The following is a 19,657-nucleotide window of genomic DNA, read 5'->3' as shown; positions in this document are numbered from 1 at the left end:
TCCATCCGAAAATACGAGGAAAGGTAGGATGTCGCATGGCTCAAGTTGTGGAAAACTTAGAAACAGAAGGTGCCGAACAGGAGCAGTTTAGTTATGTGGTCCATGGAGCAATCATTAGCTGCGAGTATGGAAGCCATCTAAATTATTTAAACTTGCCGCAAGATCATGGAGTGTACATTAAAGATAAGGCCGTAATGAATGTAGGGGATCGAAATCCTGACAATATCCCAACCTTTGGCGTCTGTTTACAATTGAAAAAACCATGTACGCCAGTATGTTCCATTGATTGGCTGGAAGGGATGGAAAACGTCAATATCGAAGGGAAACAAGCGTTAGTAAACCGTTGTCATACACAATGCTCAGCGGGCGGAGGAAAAATCGATATTGTGCACGACGGGCAAGAGGAGCTGGACATCCCGATACAAGGTTTCTAAAGAGGGGAAGGGAGGTAAGTACTTGGAATCGCCAGGAAAAAAAAGCAAACACATCGTCAGTACGTATGAGGATATTGAAGTTGTATGGCCTTACCCACTTATTCATTTAGATAAAATAACGATCAAACACCAGGGCAATGAACACGCGAGATTGTATTTTACGGGCATGATTGCTGAAGAGCAAGCGCAAACGTATATTCAGCAGGCCAGTCATACAGATGAAGTTGTTGTGAAATTCGGAAGAAAAAAAGACGTATTATTCTCGGGAAGAATTGAAAATGCGGAGTTGCAAGTGGCGCAAGGTATCCATTATGTCTCCGTTGAGGCTGTGTCATTTACGGCTAATATGGATATTATGAAGCGCTCACGATCTTTTCAAGATACGAATATGACCTATGCGCAGTTACTAAACACCATCGTCAGCGCCTATCCACAGGGGGATTACATCGACCTTGCCTCTAATGGGCAAGCCATTGAGCATATTTCGATTCAATATATGGAAACAGATTGGGAATATATTAAAAGACTAGCTTCCCAGTTGCAAGCAGTTGTTTTTCCTGATATGGAAGGAAAAGGTGCTCAAGTTTGGTTGGGTATACCTCAAAGTAAGCAAAGCATAACCATCGATCACCTACCTTCCGTTTTACGGATGGATGTAGATGCTTATCGGTTCATTACTGAAAATGATAGCGCGGATGTGAGCGAAGCCGATTATACTTTTTGTACGTTTGAAAGCACGGAAGCCTATGATTTGGGCACATTGGTGCAATCTAAAGGAAAAACCTATTTCATAACGGCTCGGGAAATTAATCTCGATGGTGGTATATTGAAGTTTCACTATACCGCTCAATCAGCGAAAAGTATTCGGCAACGATTGGTCCGTAATCTAGATCTCATTGGTGCAGCATTTACGGGGAAAATCATAGATGTCACGCAAAACACCGTTAAAATTCATTTGGATATCGATAAAAAGCAAGACAAGGGAAAAGCGCATTGGTTTGCCTATTCAGCAGATGCCAATAGCGTAATGTATTTAATGCCGCAAATCGGGGCGCGGGCTCAATTGCATTTCCCGAGCGCAGTGGAAGAAGACGCCATTGTCATTAGCTCGGTGCGTGTCGATCCCGTATCATCAGAGGGGAAACAAAAGGCAACGAAGAAAATGGCGGATTCTACGGTGAAGTCATTAGCAACGAATGCTGGGAAAGACATGACATTAGGCGTTGGCAATATTAACTTTAGCGCAGTAGATGGCGTTTTAGAAATCAAGATGGATGATGGAGAAGGCGTGACATTTCTAAGCGATAGCACCATCATGATGGCGGCAGATGAAACACTCGAAATAAGCGGGATGAATGAGCTTTCGGTAGAGGCGGAAGAATGGATCGCCCTCTCTGCACAGGAAAGCAGCCATATCATCCTGGCGGACGATACCCAGTTAATGAGTACGCTCATTGAGCAAGAGGGGATAGAGAAAAAAAGCCAACCACCGAAGTTAAATGAGGAAGCTATCGCGGCAATGAGCAAAGTCGACGTCATCTTCCCACAAAAAGCCGAACAGAAAAAAGAAAAGAAAAGCTTGTTTAGTAAATTTGTAGATGGCGTTAGTTTAGCACTCGATGTCGCTGGTTTTATTCCTGTTATCGGTTCCTTTGCGGACGTAGCAAACGCAGGTATTAGCTTAGCACGTGGCGATTACATGGGAGCCGCCATGAACATCGTCGGGGCAGTCCCAGGTGTTGGGGATGCTGCCAAAACAGCCTATAAAGCCAATAAAGTAGCCAAAGGGGCAGAAGCAGTAGGTAAAGCCGCAAAAGGCGCGGACAAAGCAGCGGATGCAGCCAAAGTTGCTACTGGGATGAAAGCTGCTTATACGAAAGTATCCGGGACGTTAGATGTCGTATCGGCGCTTGCCAATAAAGGCGCTAAGGGTGTAAAAACCGCAGCGGATAAGGTTGTCTTATCGATGGATGAAGTACTAGCTGTTTCAAAGGCTGTTGACGGGATGAAAGCGATGGCCAAAACAGAACTGACGAAACTGAATCATCAAGTATTAAAGAAATATAACGGTACAAAAGGGTTAAGTGAGAAGTTTTGTAAATATGGTTTTGAACCGGTCGATTTAATCACAGGACGTATGGTGTATGAAGCGAGCGACTTTGATTTACCGGGACCGATTCCCCTTTCATGGGAACGTGCTTGGTATAGTGATAGTGCGCGGATTGGGTTGTTAGGTCATGGAACACATTTTACATACGATCTAGCTTTGGAGATTTTTGAAGAGGAAGATGTCATTCAGATTGTCGTGACAGATGGACGCGCGGTAGGCTTTCCAATTTTACCGACGAATTTGCCGTATTTTAATAAGCGAGAACGAATGACGTTAATGAATACAGGTGAGGCATACCAGTTATTTGAACATGATACACGACTCATTTATGTATTTGAACCAACAACGGAAACGAAATACCGCTTAAAAGAAGTGAAAAGTGAACAAGATCATCGCATTCAATTTGCGTATAATGTGAAAGGATTTTTATCCCAAGTAACAGATAGTGTCGGTAGGATACTTGAAGTGACGACCAATGAGATAGGCAGAATGACAGAGGTTACCCTATGTCACCAGATGAGCCGCGAAGTATTGGTGCGCTATGCCTACAATGATGTTCAAGATTTAGTGGAGATTCAAGATGCATTAAATCAAAGTACAAATATTCACTATCACAATCATTTAATGATGCAAAAAATAGACCGTAACCAAAACTCCTTCTACTGGCGCTACGACGGTCCAACAACAGGGGCACGCGTTGTGAAAACATGGGGAGATGGCAATGTCCTTGCGGGGGAGCTTGCATATTACGTTGGCTATAATGAAATTACCGATAGCTTAGGTCATACGAGTTTCTACTATTATAATGAAGAAAATCTATGCACGAAAATTGTGCATCCAGATGGTAGTGAGGAAAGTACGGACTATAACGACGACTTTGAACTCCTCCAAGCGGTCGATGAAGATGGACGAGTGACGACATTTAGCTATGACGAGTGGGCAAATCCCGTGACGGTGACACTTGCAGATGGCAGTACAGTCTCTTCAAAGTATGATGAAAAAGATCGACTCATTCAAACTGTGGATGCAGAGGGTGGAAGTCGCCAGTGGATCTATAATGAGGATGGGACATTACAGACGAGTGTCTCAGAAGATGAAATGAAAACTGAATTTTCCTATAATGAGAATTATTTAATCGAAACGGTCACGAATGCGCAGGGGCATGTGGTAAACTTATCCTACGATGGTGATTTGAACTTACGCCAAGTGACATTGCCAGACGGGACAAGTTCGACATGGGCGTATGATCGTCGGGGGAATTGTACAACAACGACCAATCCATTAGGGGCAACAGAAAAGTATAGTTATGATACTTTAAACAGGTTAGTAAGGGCAAACCTTGCAGATGGTAACGACGTACGTTTGCAGTATGATGCTTATGACGATGTGGTCCTTGCGAAAGACAATCATACAGAAGTGTCCTTTGCCTACACGATTCTTGGCAGCTTGACCTCCCGTAAACAAGGCGGGAAGAAAGTTGAGTTCACCTATGATACCGAAGAACAATTAACCGCTGTCATCAATGAAAAAGGTGAAGCGTACCAGTTTGAACGGGATACGAGAGGAAACATCAGCCAAGAAATCGGCTTTGATGGGCTGACGAAAACATATGAACGAAGCCAAGCAGGATTGGTGCAGAAAATTAAACGTCCGGGTGAACGTTGGACAGCGTATGAGCATGACCCCCTAGGGAATGTCATTCGGGCTGATTATTATGATGACACGTGGGAAACATTTGGTTATGACAAGAATGGTTCACTACTAGAAACGGGCAATGAGCATGTGATGGTCAAGCTAGAACGAGACTCCTCTGGACAAGTCATTAAAGAGTGGCAAAATGATCATTGGATTGCGAGTAGTTATGATGAATTAGGCAGTCGTCTACAGGTTACAAGTAGTCTTGGCGCAAATATCGATGTTGTTCGTAATGAAATGGGAAATGTCTCGCAAATCACCGCTTCTCGCTCAGACCAGCAAAAATGGACTGCCGCAATGCAGTACAACGAACTTGGCCAAGAAATTGAAAGAATCTTACCCGGAAACGTCATCAGTCAATGGCAGTACGACATAACTGGTAGACCAACCAACCATCGAATTAGCAGCCAAAACCGACATACACGAAGACGGGTCTATCAATGGGACGTCAATCATCGCTTAAAAGGCATGGTCAACGAGTTAACCGCTGGACGGACAACTTATGGTTATGACGAATTTAGCAACCTCGTTTGGTCCAATCAAGGCAATCAATTCGACTTCTTACACCGAAGCGTCGATGATGTCGGGAACTTGTATGAGACGAAAGACAAGAAAGACCGCGTCTATGGCGCTGGCAGCAGACTACTCGAAACGACAGATGCCAAATTTTCGTACGATGAAGAAGGAAATCTCATTCAGAAGGTCGAAAAGAATGGGGATACGTGGACCTACGAGTATTATGGCAATGGGATGATGTCGAAGGTCATCAAACCAGATCGGACGGAAGTTACTTTCAAATATGATTCGATAGGTAGACGAATAGAAAAAAGTTCTGATGAAAAAACAACACAATTCGTGTGGGACGGGAATACGATTCTACATGAGTATTTTTCAGAAAATGGTTCAGTTGAATTGGAAAATCTAGCTGAGTCACAGAATAACTCCGAAATCCCAGCCAATTTAGTAACATGGGTATTTAATGATGGGTTTGTCCCTTCAGCTAAAATTACAAGTCAAGGTAACTACAGTATTATTAGTGACTATCTTGGCACGCCTGTTGAAGCTTATGATGAACAAGGGAATAAGGTATGGTCAGCTGGGCTTGATATTTATGGACAAGTGAAAGAATTTACAGGTGAGAAGGACTTCATTCCGTTTAGGTATCAAGGGCAGTATGATGATATTGAAATTGGACTGTATTATAATCGATTCCGTTATTACGACTCAGAGCAGGGGAACTATACGCAGATTGACCCGATTGGACTTGCGGGTGGGAATCCTACTCTATATGGGTACGTACATGATACGAATAGCTTTATTGATGTGTTCGGGTTAGATACAGCAAAAGGTGATGCAGCAGAGAATGCGTTTGAGGCACTTTTGAAAAAACGAGGGTATAATATCTACATGACTATAAAAAATAATTCAAATCATGGAACAGATATTATAGCGCAAAATCCACTAACGAAAAAAGTATTCGTGTTTGAAGTAAAAGCAAATACTGCAAGATTATCAAAAAAGCAAAAAGGATCTAATTATATTAGAGATATCTTTGTTGAAATTCAAAGAAAAGGTACTTTAAGAAGGCAAAAAATTGATCCGAGAGTTATTGCAACAGTGGACACGATTGTAGATGATATTAATAAATATGGTATGTCCAGTTATGAGGTTAAATCTAATGTTACTAAAGGTAGTAATGGTTATACAGCTAAAATAAAAAAAATAAAGACATGGTGCCAAAATAGACCTTAAAAAGGAATTTCCTCATTGTTGAAAGACATCAAAAAGGAGTGGGAAAATGTATACTAATAAATATTGGAAATATTTTGAACGATCAATAAAAGAGTACAAAAAAAGAGTGGTTTCAGACGAAGAGGTGAAAGAAATACGAGATAATCGAAAAAAGGAAATGGAGGACTTAATTCAAAAAAATGAACGAAATCGTTTAGCTGATCGCTTAGGTTTATTAATAGGTGTTCATCTTGAGATGAATGCAAAAAATAGAATATTAAATGGAGATTCATCAGCGTGGACTTTAATAGAACAACAACTTTTTTGGTTAAATCAAATGATCAAAAGCAATCCAAGTAGAAGAAATGTGGCAGAAAGTGAAATAGGGGGACTTATCGGGCTTTCCTTATTGTGGAGTTATGAAGATATTGCAGATTTAGCATATAAATATGCAAATAATATGTTCATGAAAAATCAAGATTTTTATTCTGAAAATAAGACACATCATGTTTTTATGACATGCCTATATCATTATTGGAAAACTGGAGAAATGCCTGAATTGTTTAATATTTTATCAGAAGATCATATTTACCAAAAATTAATGCGCAGTTGGGATGATACAAATCATTTTGAAGAATATCTTTATGAACTATGTAATTATCACATTTATAGTCTAAGTGACACGCCAGATAAATCAAGTGAAATTTTATCGTTTGACTGTATTCCTTACGATTACTATTGTATTAAACTAATAAGAGAAAAAGAAGGGCTATCCACACCAACAATAGAACATCCGTTGCTCCAAACACCTCTGGCAGAAATTCCAAAGGATAGACCAGGATATAGTCTCGATGAGGATGAAATGTTGCAATTCGTAATTCAAAATGAAAAAGTACCTGATTCGCAACGCCTTATACGTTAATGATATTTTATTGTGAAAATTAATAAATTAGATACCTTTAACTCTTGGGGAGAAAAGGAGTGGTAATATGAATACCATGTTGTTACTTGTGCAAAAGCTTTCAAGTGATGTGGATGAAAAAGTTTTATCAGAGGTTTCATTAGCGATAGAAAAGCCAGAAGCCTATTTTGAAAAGTTCAAAGAGCGACTTGATGAAAGAGGGATAGATAGCCCGATTGAACATTTGGCATGGATTTCTTTAGTTGATGCTCTTCTTGATCAAAATTTGGCATTTGAAATCGATTGGAAAGAATCAGGGATATACATTTGCGATGTTGTGGATGAATTGTTAGATAGAAAAAAAATGGCGTGCATAAGCTGGGGGGATTTTGAAGATGGAAAGTTTGATGAGCTGTCAACATCTCAGTATTTAAATGCAGTTTCCAAAAGGCTGAAGGAGAATGGGGTTTCATTAGCATCTTTGGATATTGAAAGTGATTGTTATGTACTGATTACTGTTCCATCGTCTGATATTGATGAAATTAAGAAATTAGCAAAAGCCGTTGGATATAGAATTCAAGATTTTTTTTAGTAAAAGAGCATAAAACGTATATGAGCTTTTCACTCTCACCTCGGCATGAAAATAATTATTTACACAGAAAGAGTACCTGCTAACGTTGTACGTTGACACAGAAAAAGTTGAAAATCGTTTTCAATGAAATTTGTTGATTTCTGATTTGGGTGGACACTTTCTACGGGGCGAGTGGTCAAGCCCGATGAAATAATTGTTTAAATTGTGCTACTAAGCGCTCCTATAATACGTAGTTAGAAAAGATGACATTGATAACTAATCAAGTCTTTTCTGGCTACGTTTTTTGTTAAGGAAACTATGATGGATTAGGCAGTCGCTCACAGGTTAAAAGTAGCCTCGGCGCAAGCATCGATGTCGTTCGTAATGAGATGGGCAATGTTTCACAAATTACCGCCTCTCGCGCAGACCAAGCGCAGTGGACAGCAGCGATGCAGTACAACGAAATCAGCCAAGAAATCGAGCGCATCTTACCCGGGAATGTCATTAGTCAATGGCAATACGACATAACCGGTAGACCAACAAACCATCGAATTAGTAGCCAAAACCGTCATACACGCAGACGCGTTTATCAATGGGACGTCAATCATCGCCTAAAAGGCATGGTCAACGAGCTAACCGCTGGACGAACAACTTATGGCTATGATGAATTCAGCAATCTCGTTTGGTCCAATCAAGGCAATCAATTCGACTTCTTACACCGAAGCGTCGATGATGTCGGGAATTTGTATGAAACGAAAGACAAGAAAGACCGTGTCTATGGTGCCGGCAGCAGATTACTCGAAACGACAGATGCCAAATTTTCTTATGATAAAGAAGGAAACCTCGTTCAGAAGGTCGAAAAGAATGGGGATACGTGGACCTACGAGTATAACGGCAGTGGGATGATGTCGAGGGTCATTAAACAAGATCAGACGGAAGTTACGTTCAAATATGATTCACTTGGTAGGCGGATAGAGAAGAGTTCTAATGAAAAAACCATGCAATTCGTGTGGGACGGGAACACTATTCTGCATGAGTATTTTACAGAGAAAGGTTCAGTTGAATTAGAAAGTCTAGCTGAATCACAAAACAACTCCGAAATCCCAGCCAATCTAGTGAAATGGGTATTTAATGATGGATTTGTCCCTTCAGCTAAAATTACAAGTCAAGGTAACTATAGTATTATTAGTGACTATCTTGGTACGCCTGTTGAAGCTTATGATGAAGAGGGTAATAAGGTTTGGTCAGCTGAGCTTGATATTTATGGGCGAGTGAATGAATTTACAGGTGAACAAGACTTTATTCCATTTAGGTATCAAGGGCAATATGAAGATGTAGAGATTGGATTGTATTATAACCGATTCCGTTACTACGACCCAGAGCAAGGGAATTATACTCAGATAGATCCGATTGGACTTGAAGGGAATAATCCAACTTTGTATGGATATGTACATGATCCAAATGGTTGGGTAGATATTTTTGGTTTGTTTACAGCAGGACAAGTAAAGAACTTCAGTAATAAAGGATTAGGCGATTGGGGCGAGAAAATTGCTTCTAAATACCTTAATAGCAATGGTTTCGAAGTTCTAGGTTCAGTTCAAACTAAATCAAACCAAGGATTTGATTTAGTTGCAATTGATAGAAGTACAAGTGAAATCAATGTAATTGAAGTCAAAACAAGTAGAAGAGGATTTGGATCTAAATCAAGAATGCCTACATGGACAAGAAATAATATTAGAACAATAACTAGAAATGTTAACGGACACTGGGGGAATATGCCGTCTTATCAAAAGGAGTTAATGGGTATGATAAGAAATGCACAGAATAATGGGACTATAAAAAATAAACTAGTACAAATCAATGTAGATAAGAGGAGGATAAATATTAAGTGCAAGAACTAAAAAAATACAATCATAAACTTATTCAAAAGGCTTTAAGAAGGTACAAATATAACGATGATATTAATCAAGACGAAGCAAATGAAGATTTTTTATATTGGTATTCTTTTTTCACAAATGGAAAAAAAGTTAAAAAAAACCTTGATAATGTCTATATTGTTTTAGATGGTGCACCAAATTGTAACCATATCCCTGCAAAAAACCTTCTTTTTCAAGGTAATGATGAATGCTGGAAATACTTTGAACGTACTGCACAATTCTTTGCTTACACATATCAAGGTGGTAGTTTTCCTTTTATTGATCCAATTGCACCATTACTAAATTATGCGCTATATGTGGAAAGAATGGATTTAATAGAACTCCTATTAACAAAAGCTGCTTCTGATTTAGAAAGAGAGGAGTATAAGAATAACAAGGAGTATATTAAACAAAGAGTATATCCAAGTACGTATTTAATATATTTCTTAATTGAGAAATTAGGAATACCGAATCCTGTAAAAGAAAAGGTCATGCAATACGGTGATGGATTAGGTATCTATGAGCGAATTGTGGCTGAGTGGGATAATCCATTCGGTGACATTGAGGATGAGTATTGGGATAGTTTATGTGAGTATCATTTAAACGGAATCGGTGTGACGGGAACTAAGTGGAAAGATGAGGAGTTTCTAGATTTTGGTCTTGTTCCGGTGGAACTAATCAATCTATTTAAAGTGAGAAAAAAACTAGGTTTAGATGTCCCTGTAATTAAACATGAGTTATTTTCAACGCCTATGGCTGTCTATCCCATGATTCCTACTGGTTATAATTCAGACCTAGACGTAAAGTTTCAACTTGTTGAGAGAACTAAGAAAGATGGAAAGATATATAGACTTGAAGAAATTGTGGAACAATTAGAGGGGGAATATGGGGAAAATGTAGATCTTTTTTATTAATCCCCTGGACAAAGTATGGTGCCTTTTGTTTAGAGAAGGATTTAGTACCTATTTAATAATGGGGTACATGTATTTTTTTAGAAAAAGAAATCCGAATTATTTTTATGTAAACTGTATGGGAAATTCGTTTGGGAGATATTTGATAATGATTTTATCGATTTTAATGTAAGAACAAAAGTAAGAAAAATAATATTTAGTGGCTGTTCATTTAAAATTTTTACAAGCAACGAAAGAGTAGCAATAATCCTTTGGAATTTGGATTATATTGCTACTCTTTGTTATTTAAATCGTTATGTGACTTCGTTTTTATTTTCTTAATTTGGAACAGGGCTAATCACTGGTCTTACCTTTGATACAGAAGAGCAATTAACCGCTGTTATCAATGAAAAAGGTGAAGCGTATCAGTTTGAACGGGATACGAAAGGAAACATCAGCCAAGAAATCGGCTTTGATGGGCTGACGAAGACGTATGAACGCAGCCAGGCAGGTTTAGTGCAGAAAATTCAGCGTCCAGGAGATCGTTGGACAGCATATGAGCATGATGGAATCGGGAATGTCATTCGTGCTGATTATTATGATGATACTTGGGAAACGTTTGCCTATGACAAGAATGGTTCACTACTAGAAACTGAAAATGAGCATGTGAAGGTCAAGCTAGAGCGGGACTCATCTGGACAAGTCATTAAAGAGTGGCAGAATGATCATTGGATTGCGAGTAGTTATGATGAGTTAGGAAGCCGTTTACAGGTTACAAGTAGCCTCGGCGCAAGCATCGATGTCGTTCGTAATGAGATGGGCAATGTTTCACAAATTACCGCTTCACGCGCAGACCAAGCGCGGTGGACAGCAGCGATGCAGTACAATGAACTCGGCCAAGAAATAGAGCGAATCCTACCCGGAAACGTCATCAGCCAATGGCAATATGACATAACTGGAAGACCAACAAACCATCGAGTAAGTAGCCAAAGTCGACATACACGGAGACGCGTCTACCAATGGGATGTCAATCATCGCTTAAAAGGCATGGTCAACGAGTTAACCGCTGGAAGAACAACTTATGGCTATGACGAATTCAGCAACCTCGTTTGGTCGAATCAAGGCAATCAATTTGAATTCTTACACCGCAATGTCGATGATGTCGGGAACTTGTATGAAACAAAAAACAAGAAAGATCGCGTCTATGGTGCCGGCAGCAGACTGCTTGAAACGACAGAAGCCAAATTTTCGTACGATGAAGAAGGAAATCTCGTTCAGAAGGTCGAAAAGAATGGGGATACGTGGAGCTACGAGTATTATGGCAATGGGATGATGTCGAAAGTCATAAAACCAGATCAGACCGAAGTTACGTTCAAGTATGATTCGATGGGTAGGCGGGTTGAGAAGTGTTCTAACGAAAAAACCATGCAATTTGTGTGGGATGGGAATACGATTCTGCATGAGTATTTTTCAAAGAATGATTTAGTTGAATTGGAGAAACTAGTTGAGTATTCTTCACAAAACAACTCAGAGATACCAGATAATCTAGTCACATGGGTGTTTAATGATGGGTTTGTCCCTTCAGCTAAAATTACAAGTCAAGGTAACTACAGTATTATTAGTGATTATCTTGGAACACCTGTCGAAGCTTATGATGAGGATGGGAAAAGGGTATGGTCAACTGAGCTTGATATTTATGGACGCGTGGAAGAATTTACTGGTGTGAAGGATTTCATTCCGTTTAGGTATCAAGGGCAGTATGAAGATGTAGAAATTGGATTGTATTATAACAGATTCAGATACTACTCTCCAAATGAGGGAATGTATACACAACAAGATCCTATCAGGCTTGAGGGGAATAATCCGACGCTTTATGGTTATGTGAATAATACAAATTTCAAAATAGACCCATTTGGACTAGATGAACTATATGCATTAATTGCAAAGCAGGATGGTTGGTATGATGTAATGAAATGGGGTAAGAAAAATCCGGTTGGTCAAATGTTTTTAAAGGAAGGAGAACTTTGGAAGATCGGAACTTCAAAAAATGCTTCATCAAGATATACCCAAAAATATCTAAATAGCAAAGGTATTGAGATGAAATTTCTGCATTCAGATTTATCAAATGGAACTGTAAAATACCATGAAAATATGAAAATTAGAGGTTATGAACAATGGAAAGGATTTTTACCTCCAGGCAATAAGTGTAGACACTAAATAAGTTATAGAGGGAGTATGTTGTATGGATTTTTCAATAGTTACAGACACGGCAGGTGCGAGAGTCGGTGAATTAGCTAGTGAATTAAGAAAAGCATTGGAATCTAATATAAATTCAAAATATAAGCATGTCAATGTTTCGATTGGGATAGCCTTTAGGTGCTTACCTGAATCATATGGAAGAAAGTCATTTATTAGATATACTAAAAAAGATAACTATCTGACAATCGATATTGCAGTTACGGTAGAAGAATATGAAAAAATGTATAAAGTAGAGCAAAGGTATTATTTGGGGAATCTATTTTTAGAGTTTCTAAACATTGCGTTAGAAAAACACAACTTTAAAGGGCTTGAAAAAGAGATGTTCATAAGTGACATTAAAAAGTGGGCAAGTGAGATTCCTTTGAAAATGGATAATGGTTCTACTAAATTGTGTAATTGGTTTAATGAAGAGATCGATTGGTCTGTAGATCTTGATAAATAGAGATAGTATTATGTTAGTTTAACATTTAGATAAGAGTTTAAGTGGAATTTTATTCTATTTTACCAAATAAAGAAATTAAAAACATATGTAAAGAGGACGTTGTAGTCTTTCATTATATATGTTTTTTCATGTGATTATTAACCAACCTTAATTAGACCATATTTTCTTCAAGATTTTATAGAGGATGAATATTAATCCATTTTGTAAAAAATGTTGGTTTTTTAATTTGAAAATTCAATGAGACCATACTTGTATTAATACCATCAAAGCCTGGGAAACGTTTGGCTATGACAAGAATGGTTCACTACTAGAAACGGCCAATGAGCATGTGACGATCAAGCAAGAACGAGACCAATCTGGACAAGTAATTAAGGAATGGCAGAATGACCATTGGATTGCGAGTAGTTATGATGAATTAGGTAGCCGTTCACAGGTTACGAGTAGCCTCGGCGCAAAAATTGATGTTGAACGAAATACGATGGGGAATGTTGCACAAATTAAAGCCTCCCATGCAGATCAACAACAATGGACTGCCGCAATGCAGTACAACGAACTCGGTCAAGAAATTGAGCGAATCTTACCTGGGAATGTTATTAGCCAATGGCAATATGACATAACTGGTAGACCAACCAACCATCGAATTAGCAGCCAAAACCGTCATACACGCAGACGCGTTTACCAATGGGACGTCAATCATCGCTTAAAAGGCATGGTCAACGAGTTAACTGCTGGACGAACAACTTATGGTTATGATGAATTCAGCAATCTTGTCTGGTCCAATCAAGGCAATCAATTTGACTTCTTACACCGCAGTGTTGATGATGTCGGGAATTTGTATGAGACGAAAGACAAGAAAGACCGCGTATATGGTGCTGGAAGTAGACTGCTTGAAACGAGAGAAGCTAAATTTTCGTACGATGAAGAAGGGAATCTCATTCAGAAGGTCGAAAAGAATGGGGATACGTGGCAGTACGAGTATTATGGCAGTGGAATGATGTTGAAGGTCATTAAACCAGATCAGACGGAAGTTACTTTCAAATATGATTCATTTGGTAGGCGGATAGAGAAGCGTACCGATGAAAAAACAATGCAATTCGTGTGGGACGGGAATACCATTCTGCATGAGTATTTTTCAAAGAATGATTCAGCTAAATTGGAAAGTCTTGCGGGGTCACAGAATAACTCCGAAATCCCAGCCAATCTAGTTACATGGGTGTTTAATGACGGATTTGTCCCTTCAGCTAAAATCACGAATGAAGGTAATTACAGCATTATTAGTGATTATCTTGGCACGCTTGTTGAAGCTTATGATGAAGATGGCAATAGAGTTTGGTCGGCAGAGCTTGATATTTATGGACGCATGGAAGAATTTGCAGGTGTGAAGGATTTCATTCCGTTTAGATATCAAGGGCAGTATGAAGATGTAGAGATTGGATTGTATTATAACCGATTCAGATATTACGACCCGGAGCAAGGAAATTATACGCAGATAGACCCGATTGGACTTGCTGGTGGGAATCCTACGCTTTATGGGTATGTTGGGGATCCAAATGTATTTATTGATCCTTTTGGATTAAATACACATAGAGGTAGGATTCAAGCCCAGGGTGTAAAACTTGAGGAGTCCATTTCGTGGTCTCAAAATCATCCACCAACTGTATCTGAAGCCTTAGAAATGTTAGATGAATTGGAGAGTAAACTAAGCAATAAAGACAAAAGATTAAGAAAAAATGAATTAGATAAGGCTAGAAAGTACATTACAAATGGCGGTAAAATTGGTGGAATAGATGCATCATTAAGTAAAACATTTTTAGTAAAGGGAACGGCACATGAAAGAATAGATATAGAGGTCATAAAAGGAAAGGCGTTTGTTCCTAGTACTGGAGGAGGTGTTTGTCCTGGATAAAGGGAATAGTATCCACTTTTATGATAATTTTTTAAATGATGATGTTGTATACCATGCTTTAGAAAGTTATTGGATGAAAATATTTTTTATGTGGCTAGATACAGAAAATATTAATAGTAGCGATTGGATAAGTCCATTTTATAAAACTACTTTCAGTAATGGAAAGAAAATGATGGATGGAAACCCGATATTTTCAGCAAAATCTAGAAAGGATGGGCGAATAATAAGGGTTATTCAAGAAGATCCAATTGATGGGGACGTATTTACCTCTTGGAGAAATAGTACTGCTGATTCAAAAGGTATCCTAAACGAACTAGTAATAGTTTGTACATTAAATAGTCATAATTTGGAAAAGGTGAAAAAGATAATAATTAGCTGGATTGTTGAATAACTTTAATATTTTATATAAGCTAATTTACAAAGATCCCAAAACATATGTAAAGAAGATGGCATAATCATTTTCTTAACATATGTTTTTTGCGTAAGAAACGAACAAAATCATCGCATTCAATTTTCGTACAATGTAAAAGGCTTTTTATCTCAAGTAACGGATAGTGTCGGTAGGATACTTGAAGTGACGACCAATGAGATAGGCAGAATGACAGAGGTTACCCTATGTCACCAGATGAGTCGTGAGGTGCTGGTGCGCTATGCCTACAATGATGTTCAAGATTTAGTGGAAATCCAAGATGCATTAGGGCAAAGTACAAATATTCATTATCATAACCATTTAATGATGCAAAAAATAGACCGCAATAAAAATTCCTTCTACTGGCGCTACGACGGTCCAACAACAGGGGCACGCGTTGTGAAAACATGGGGAGATGGCAATGTCCTAGCGGGTGAGCTTGCGTATTTTGAAGGTTATAACGAGATTACCGATAGTTTAGGTCATACGAGTTTCTACTATTGGGACGTCAATCATCGCTTAAAAGGTATGGTCAACGAGTTAACCGCTGGACGTACAACTTATGGCTATGATGAATTTAGCAATCTTGTTTGGTCCAATCAAGGCAATCAATTCGACTTCTTACACCGCAGTGTTGATGATGTCGGGAACTTGTATGAGACGAAAGACAAGAAAGACCGCGTTTATGGTGCTGGAAGTAGACTACTCGAAACGAGAGAAGCCAAATTTTCGTACGATGAAGAAGGAAATCTCGTTCAGAAGGTCGAAAAGAATGGGGATACGTGGCAGTACGAGTATTATGGCAATGGCATGATGTCGAAAGTCATAAAACCAGATCAGACCGAAGTTACGTTCAAGTATGATTCGATGGGTAGGCGGGTTGAGAAGTGTTCTAACGAAAAAACCATGCAATTCGTGTGGGACGGGAACACCATTCTGCATGAGTATTTTACAGAGAAAGATTCAGTTGAATTAGAAAGTCTAGCTGAATCACAAAACAACTCCGAAATCCCAGCCAATCTAGTGACATGGGTATTTAATGATGGGTTTGTCCCTTCAGCTAAAATTACAAGTCAAGGTAACTATAGTATTATTAGTGATTATCTTGGCACGCCTGTTGAAGCTTATGACGAAAAAGGGAATAAAGTTTGGTCTGCGGAGCTCGATATTTATGGACGCGTGGAAGGATTTACGGGTAAGAAGGACTTCATTCCGTTTAGGTATCAAGGGCAGTATGAAGATGTAGAAATTGGATTGTATTATAACCGATTCAGATACTACGACCCGGAGCAAGGAAATTATACGCAGATTGACCCGATTGGACTTGCTGGTGGGAAACCTACGTTGTATGGGTATGTTTATGATCCTCTGACAGAGTTTGATTTAGTCGGATTTAAGCCAACTAGATATGAGGATAGATTGTTCTTAAAAGAGTTATTAGGTCCTTTTGCTAAAAAAGGTGGCGTCTATTTCTTCCCAGAAGGAGATAGAATGTATGTCGGGAAGGCAAAAAATCTTTATAAGAGATTGTATCAACATCTAAACAAAGAGAAGCTAATACCAGCTAATTTAGATAAAATTGGCTTTATCCATGATCCTAATGCTTTAACAGATGAAGACTTATTTAAACTAGAGGATGATTTAATGAAAAAATACGAATCAAGAGACTTTAATCCTAAAAAAATAAAACTTTCTAATAAAATTAACAGCCCTGGACAAAACATCAAGAAAAGTGCTAAATGTAAGTCTTAAGGAGGAAAAACAAATGTATAATGCAATTAATGTAGAAACTGATTTTAAAAATTATAATATCATTGTCCAAAAATCTAAATCTATAGATATAGATGAGAAAAAATTTTTAGTGGATCAAGATATTAATGGAATATCTTTAGAGATGGAAGATGAGTTTTTACCAAATATAGATTTTTTAAGTGAATTAACTCAATTAGAATTCTTAGAATTAGGTAGAACTGGTTATGAAAATTTGAAAGCTATCGAAAAACTAGTCAACTTAGAGTATCTCAGTTTAAAAGGAGTCTGTGAAGAAAGCCTAGACTTATCAAAACTATCAAAGTTACAAGATTTATTTGTTTTGTACAACAAAAAAATTAAAAACATTTTTGACTGTGTTAATTTAAAACGTTTAGTAATTCATCATTACAAAAAAAAGAATACAGACGAGTTTACTAAATTGAAAAAACTACAGATGTTAGAAATCTGGTCGTCTCCAATTCAAAATATAGATGGATTAAAAGATTTAAAAGAAATAGAGCGCCTAGAATTACGATATCTGAGAAAATTAGAGTCAATTGACGGGATTAAAAACAACTCTTCGATTACAGAATTAAGAATTCAAAACTGCAAGAAGATAACTGATTGGGAAGTTATCAGCACACTTCCGAACTTAAAGCATCTTAAGATTGATTCATGTGGGAAAATACCAACATTAAAGTTTCTGGATAAACTAAAAAAGTTGGAAACGATATGGTTAGTATCAGATACTTTTATAGAAGATGGTGAACTATCTTGGTTAATGGATAAGGAAAGTTTAAAGGCATTTAATGTACCTATTGAAAATCACTATGATGTAACACTTGAACAAAAGAGTTTATTTAATGATTTTGGTATTAAAAACTAATTTTTTGGGGGTTAATTGTCTCAAAAAGGTTTTTCATTTTTACTCGAAATCTTGCTGCAGAAAAGAGCTAATCTTTGGTAGCTATACTTGTAATAAATTTCAAATCAAAGGAGTAGCAAAAATCCTTTTACTGGATGATATTTTTAGTTTTTCTTTTAAACAAGAGTGAGCGACAAATATAACTCACCTTCAACGATTTCAATGGACATGAGATAATCATGAAAATGAATGAAGTTGGAGGTTTTTTTATGAAACAATCAGAACGTCATCTGATGTGGCAATCTCGCATACAAGCTTTCCATACAAGTGGTAAAGTAAGCGTTTGTATTTTACAAATGAAAAGTGGGTCACTCCGTAATTGAACAGTCAGTCCATTACAGTGGAAAAGTTAGAAGTCATAGCTTATTTTACAGTGGGCTTACGATAGATTTCAACCAATTCCTCTAGTTTTGTGTAGAAAATCGGTGAAAACCATTGTTCAAATGATGTTTTTCGTGTAAACTTATCTATACGATTGTCCTTTATTTTGGATTTGGGTAGTTTACTACCGCTCAACCATTATAAAGGATTTTTTTATGCACGATTTATATTATAGAATATTTCGTTTAATTATAGCGCCGAATTATTTTAATGCGACGCTAGTGATGAGAGAGCATTATAATGAAACGAGTTCTGGAATAAAAAAACGAACTGTCATAAAAGGTGGTTGTAAATAATGAGGAGCTATGCATTTAATGATAGTATTGGTTATTTTGAAATAGACCCACTTTTCCTTGTGGAAGGATTATTGATTGCTGAGAAGGAAAATTATCATTCAATTCGAATCACTAGTATGAATTCTAGAGCGGATTTGAAATGTCATTTAGATTTTTCATCTTTCAACAACAAAACATTTATCAAACGATTGCGGATAGGCGATAGTTTTAAATTACTCGGTTATCAAAATATAGAAGCATTATCTACATTAACTAATCTTACAGAAATCACACTTGCTCAGCCAATAAATCTTGATTTGAACTATTTCGAAAAATTACAAGAGGTTGTTATTAAAAAAGATTCCTATTTTAACTTAGATAAACTAGTAAATTTAAAAAGTTTATACGCAATAAGATATATTAATCTGGATTGTAAGGAGTTTTGTTCACTAAAATCATTAGAATATTTGCGTCTGGATAACTCGACCAAGCTAATTTCTTTGACTGGGATAGAGGATTTAGATTCTTTGAAAGAGTGTATGTTCCAGTATTTAAACAATCTAGAAGATGCACACGCTCTTAGTAAACTAAAAGGACTTGAAAGACTTTATATCGAAAAATGTAAAAAATTTACTGACCTATCATTTTTGAAAGGCAATAGTACTATAAAAGATTTACTGATTTCAGATGTTGATTCTCTTGAATTTGTAAAATCTATGAAGAATCTGCAGAAAATAAATTTTTGGAATTGTAAAGATGGGGATTTATCACCATTGTTAGAATGTCCATCATTAAGAGAAGTTTCATTTCACCCTGAGAAGAGGCATTACTCTCACAAAAGAGATGAAATAAATAATTTGTTGCGAGAAAGAAATTTCTTTTAAAGTATTTTCTACTGGTATTTAAATTTGAGAATGTAGAATCTATAATGCACAGTCGCTCGTACAAATGTGACTATTGAGAGTGGATCATCCTGAAATACCACACCTCCAAATTTATTCGGCAAAGACTTAAACTGAATTAATTTGGAGGTTTTTTTTCGTTAAAATATTTATGTGAA

General features: G+C 37.5%; 13 protein-coding genes. All 13 read left to right on the top strand.

Annotation, left to right across the window (positions count from 1 at the left end; genetic code table 11):
* Window positions 1–35: 35 nt before the first annotated feature.
* The 13 genes from MHI10_RS12570 (at window position 36) to MHI10_RS12510 (ending at window position 19,481) form a co-directional block, all read left to right on the top strand.
* Window positions 36–434 (top strand): DUF4280 domain-containing protein, encoded by a 399-nt coding sequence (locus MHI10_RS12570; RefSeq protein ID WP_340785851.1) that lies wholly within the window; start codon window positions 36–38, stop codon window positions 432–434.
* A 22-nt stretch (window positions 435–456) separates the two neighbouring features.
* Window positions 457–5,991, top strand: a complete 5,535-nt coding sequence (locus tag MHI10_RS12565; RefSeq protein ID WP_340785850.1) for a DUF6531 domain-containing protein — start codon at window positions 457–459, stop codon at window positions 5,989–5,991.
* Between the two features lie 46 nt (window positions 5,992–6,037).
* Window positions 6,038–6,892 (top strand): hypothetical protein, encoded by an 855-nt coding sequence (locus MHI10_RS12560; protein ID WP_340785849.1) that lies wholly within the window; start codon window positions 6,038–6,040, stop codon window positions 6,890–6,892.
* A gap of 67 nt (window positions 6,893–6,959) precedes the next feature.
* Complete coding sequence (locus MHI10_RS12555) at window positions 6,960–7,463, top strand: DUF6630 family protein (RefSeq protein WP_340785848.1); 504 nt, start codon at window positions 6,960–6,962, stop codon at window positions 7,461–7,463.
* Between the two features lie 368 nt (window positions 7,464–7,831).
* Window positions 7,832–9,343 carry an RHS repeat domain-containing protein gene (locus MHI10_RS12550; protein WP_340785847.1) on the top strand — a complete coding sequence of 504 codons (1,512 nt, stop codon included), beginning with the start codon at window positions 7,832–7,834 and terminating at the stop codon, window positions 9,341–9,343.
* Window positions 9,331–10,272 carry a hypothetical protein gene (locus tag MHI10_RS12545; RefSeq protein ID WP_340785846.1) on the top strand — a complete coding sequence of 314 codons (942 nt, stop codon included), beginning with the start codon at window positions 9,331–9,333 and terminating at the stop codon, window positions 10,270–10,272. The genes MHI10_RS12550 and MHI10_RS12545 overlap by 13 nt, the downstream gene beginning before the upstream one ends.
* A gap of 492 nt (window positions 10,273–10,764) precedes the next feature.
* Window positions 10,765–12,465: an RHS repeat-associated core domain-containing protein gene (locus MHI10_RS12540; protein WP_340785844.1), complete on the top strand. Its 1,701-nt coding sequence runs from the start codon at window positions 10,765–10,767 to the stop codon at window positions 12,463–12,465.
* Window positions 12,466–12,490: 25 nt separating this feature from the next.
* Window positions 12,491–12,949, top strand: coding sequence for a hypothetical protein (locus MHI10_RS12535; RefSeq protein WP_340785843.1), 459 nt, complete (start codon window positions 12,491–12,493; stop codon window positions 12,947–12,949).
* A 328-nt stretch (window positions 12,950–13,277) separates the two neighbouring features.
* Complete coding sequence (locus tag MHI10_RS12530) at window positions 13,278–14,855, top strand: RHS repeat domain-containing protein (RefSeq protein ID WP_340785841.1); 1,578 nt, start codon at window positions 13,278–13,280, stop codon at window positions 14,853–14,855.
* Window positions 14,839–15,246 carry a hypothetical protein gene (locus tag MHI10_RS12525; protein ID WP_340785839.1) on the top strand — a complete coding sequence of 136 codons (408 nt, stop codon included), beginning with the start codon at window positions 14,839–14,841 and terminating at the stop codon, window positions 15,244–15,246. The genes MHI10_RS12530 and MHI10_RS12525 overlap by 17 nt, the downstream gene beginning before the upstream one ends.
* Window positions 15,247–15,453: 207 nt before the next feature.
* The gene (locus MHI10_RS12520) at window positions 15,454–17,016 is read left to right on the top strand and encodes an RHS repeat-associated core domain-containing protein (protein WP_340785837.1); all 1,563 of its coding nucleotides are present in this window, start codon (window positions 15,454–15,456) and stop codon (window positions 17,014–17,016) included.
* A 13-nt stretch (window positions 17,017–17,029) separates the two neighbouring features.
* Complete coding sequence (locus MHI10_RS12515) at window positions 17,030–17,902, top strand: hypothetical protein (RefSeq protein ID WP_340785835.1); 873 nt, start codon at window positions 17,030–17,032, stop codon at window positions 17,900–17,902.
* Between the two features lie 715 nt (window positions 17,903–18,617).
* Window positions 18,618–19,481 (top strand): hypothetical protein, encoded by an 864-nt coding sequence (locus MHI10_RS12510; RefSeq protein WP_340785833.1) that lies wholly within the window; start codon window positions 18,618–18,620, stop codon window positions 19,479–19,481.
* Window positions 19,482–19,657 lie beyond the last annotated feature (176 nt).

Origin of the sequence: Solibacillus sp. FSL K6-1523 (assembly GCF_038005225.1) — a bacterium.
Taxonomy (GTDB): domain Bacteria; phylum Bacillota; class Bacilli; order Bacillales_A; family Planococcaceae; genus Solibacillus.
The sequence above is the reverse complement of the archived record's forward strand: the minus strand, read 5'-3'. Positions and strand labels throughout refer to the sequence as shown.

What these genes read in the sequence shown, in the direction of transcription:
- MHI10_RS12570 (WP_340785851.1), top strand. Translation starts at nt 36, where the DNA reads ATGGCTCAAGTTGTGGAAAACTTAGAAACAGAAGGTGCCGAACAGGAG.
- MHI10_RS12510 (WP_340785833.1), top strand. Translation starts at nt 18,618, where the DNA reads ATGAGGAGCTATGCATTTAATGATAGTATTGGTTATTTTGAAATAGAC.
- MHI10_RS12560 (WP_340785849.1), top strand. Translation starts at nt 6,038, where the DNA reads ATGTATACTAATAAATATTGGAAATATTTTGAACGATCAATAAAAGAG.
- MHI10_RS12550 (WP_340785847.1), top strand. Translation starts at nt 7,832, where the DNA reads ATGGGCAATGTTTCACAAATTACCGCCTCTCGCGCAGACCAAGCGCAG.
- MHI10_RS12520 (WP_340785837.1), top strand. Translation starts at nt 15,454, where the DNA reads ATGACAGAGGTTACCCTATGTCACCAGATGAGTCGTGAGGTGCTGGTG.
- MHI10_RS12555 (WP_340785848.1), top strand. Translation starts at nt 6,960, where the DNA reads ATGAATACCATGTTGTTACTTGTGCAAAAGCTTTCAAGTGATGTGGAT.
- MHI10_RS12535 (WP_340785843.1), top strand. Translation starts at nt 12,491, where the DNA reads ATGGATTTTTCAATAGTTACAGACACGGCAGGTGCGAGAGTCGGTGAA.
- MHI10_RS12515 (WP_340785835.1), top strand. Translation starts at nt 17,030, where the DNA reads ATGTATAATGCAATTAATGTAGAAACTGATTTTAAAAATTATAATATC.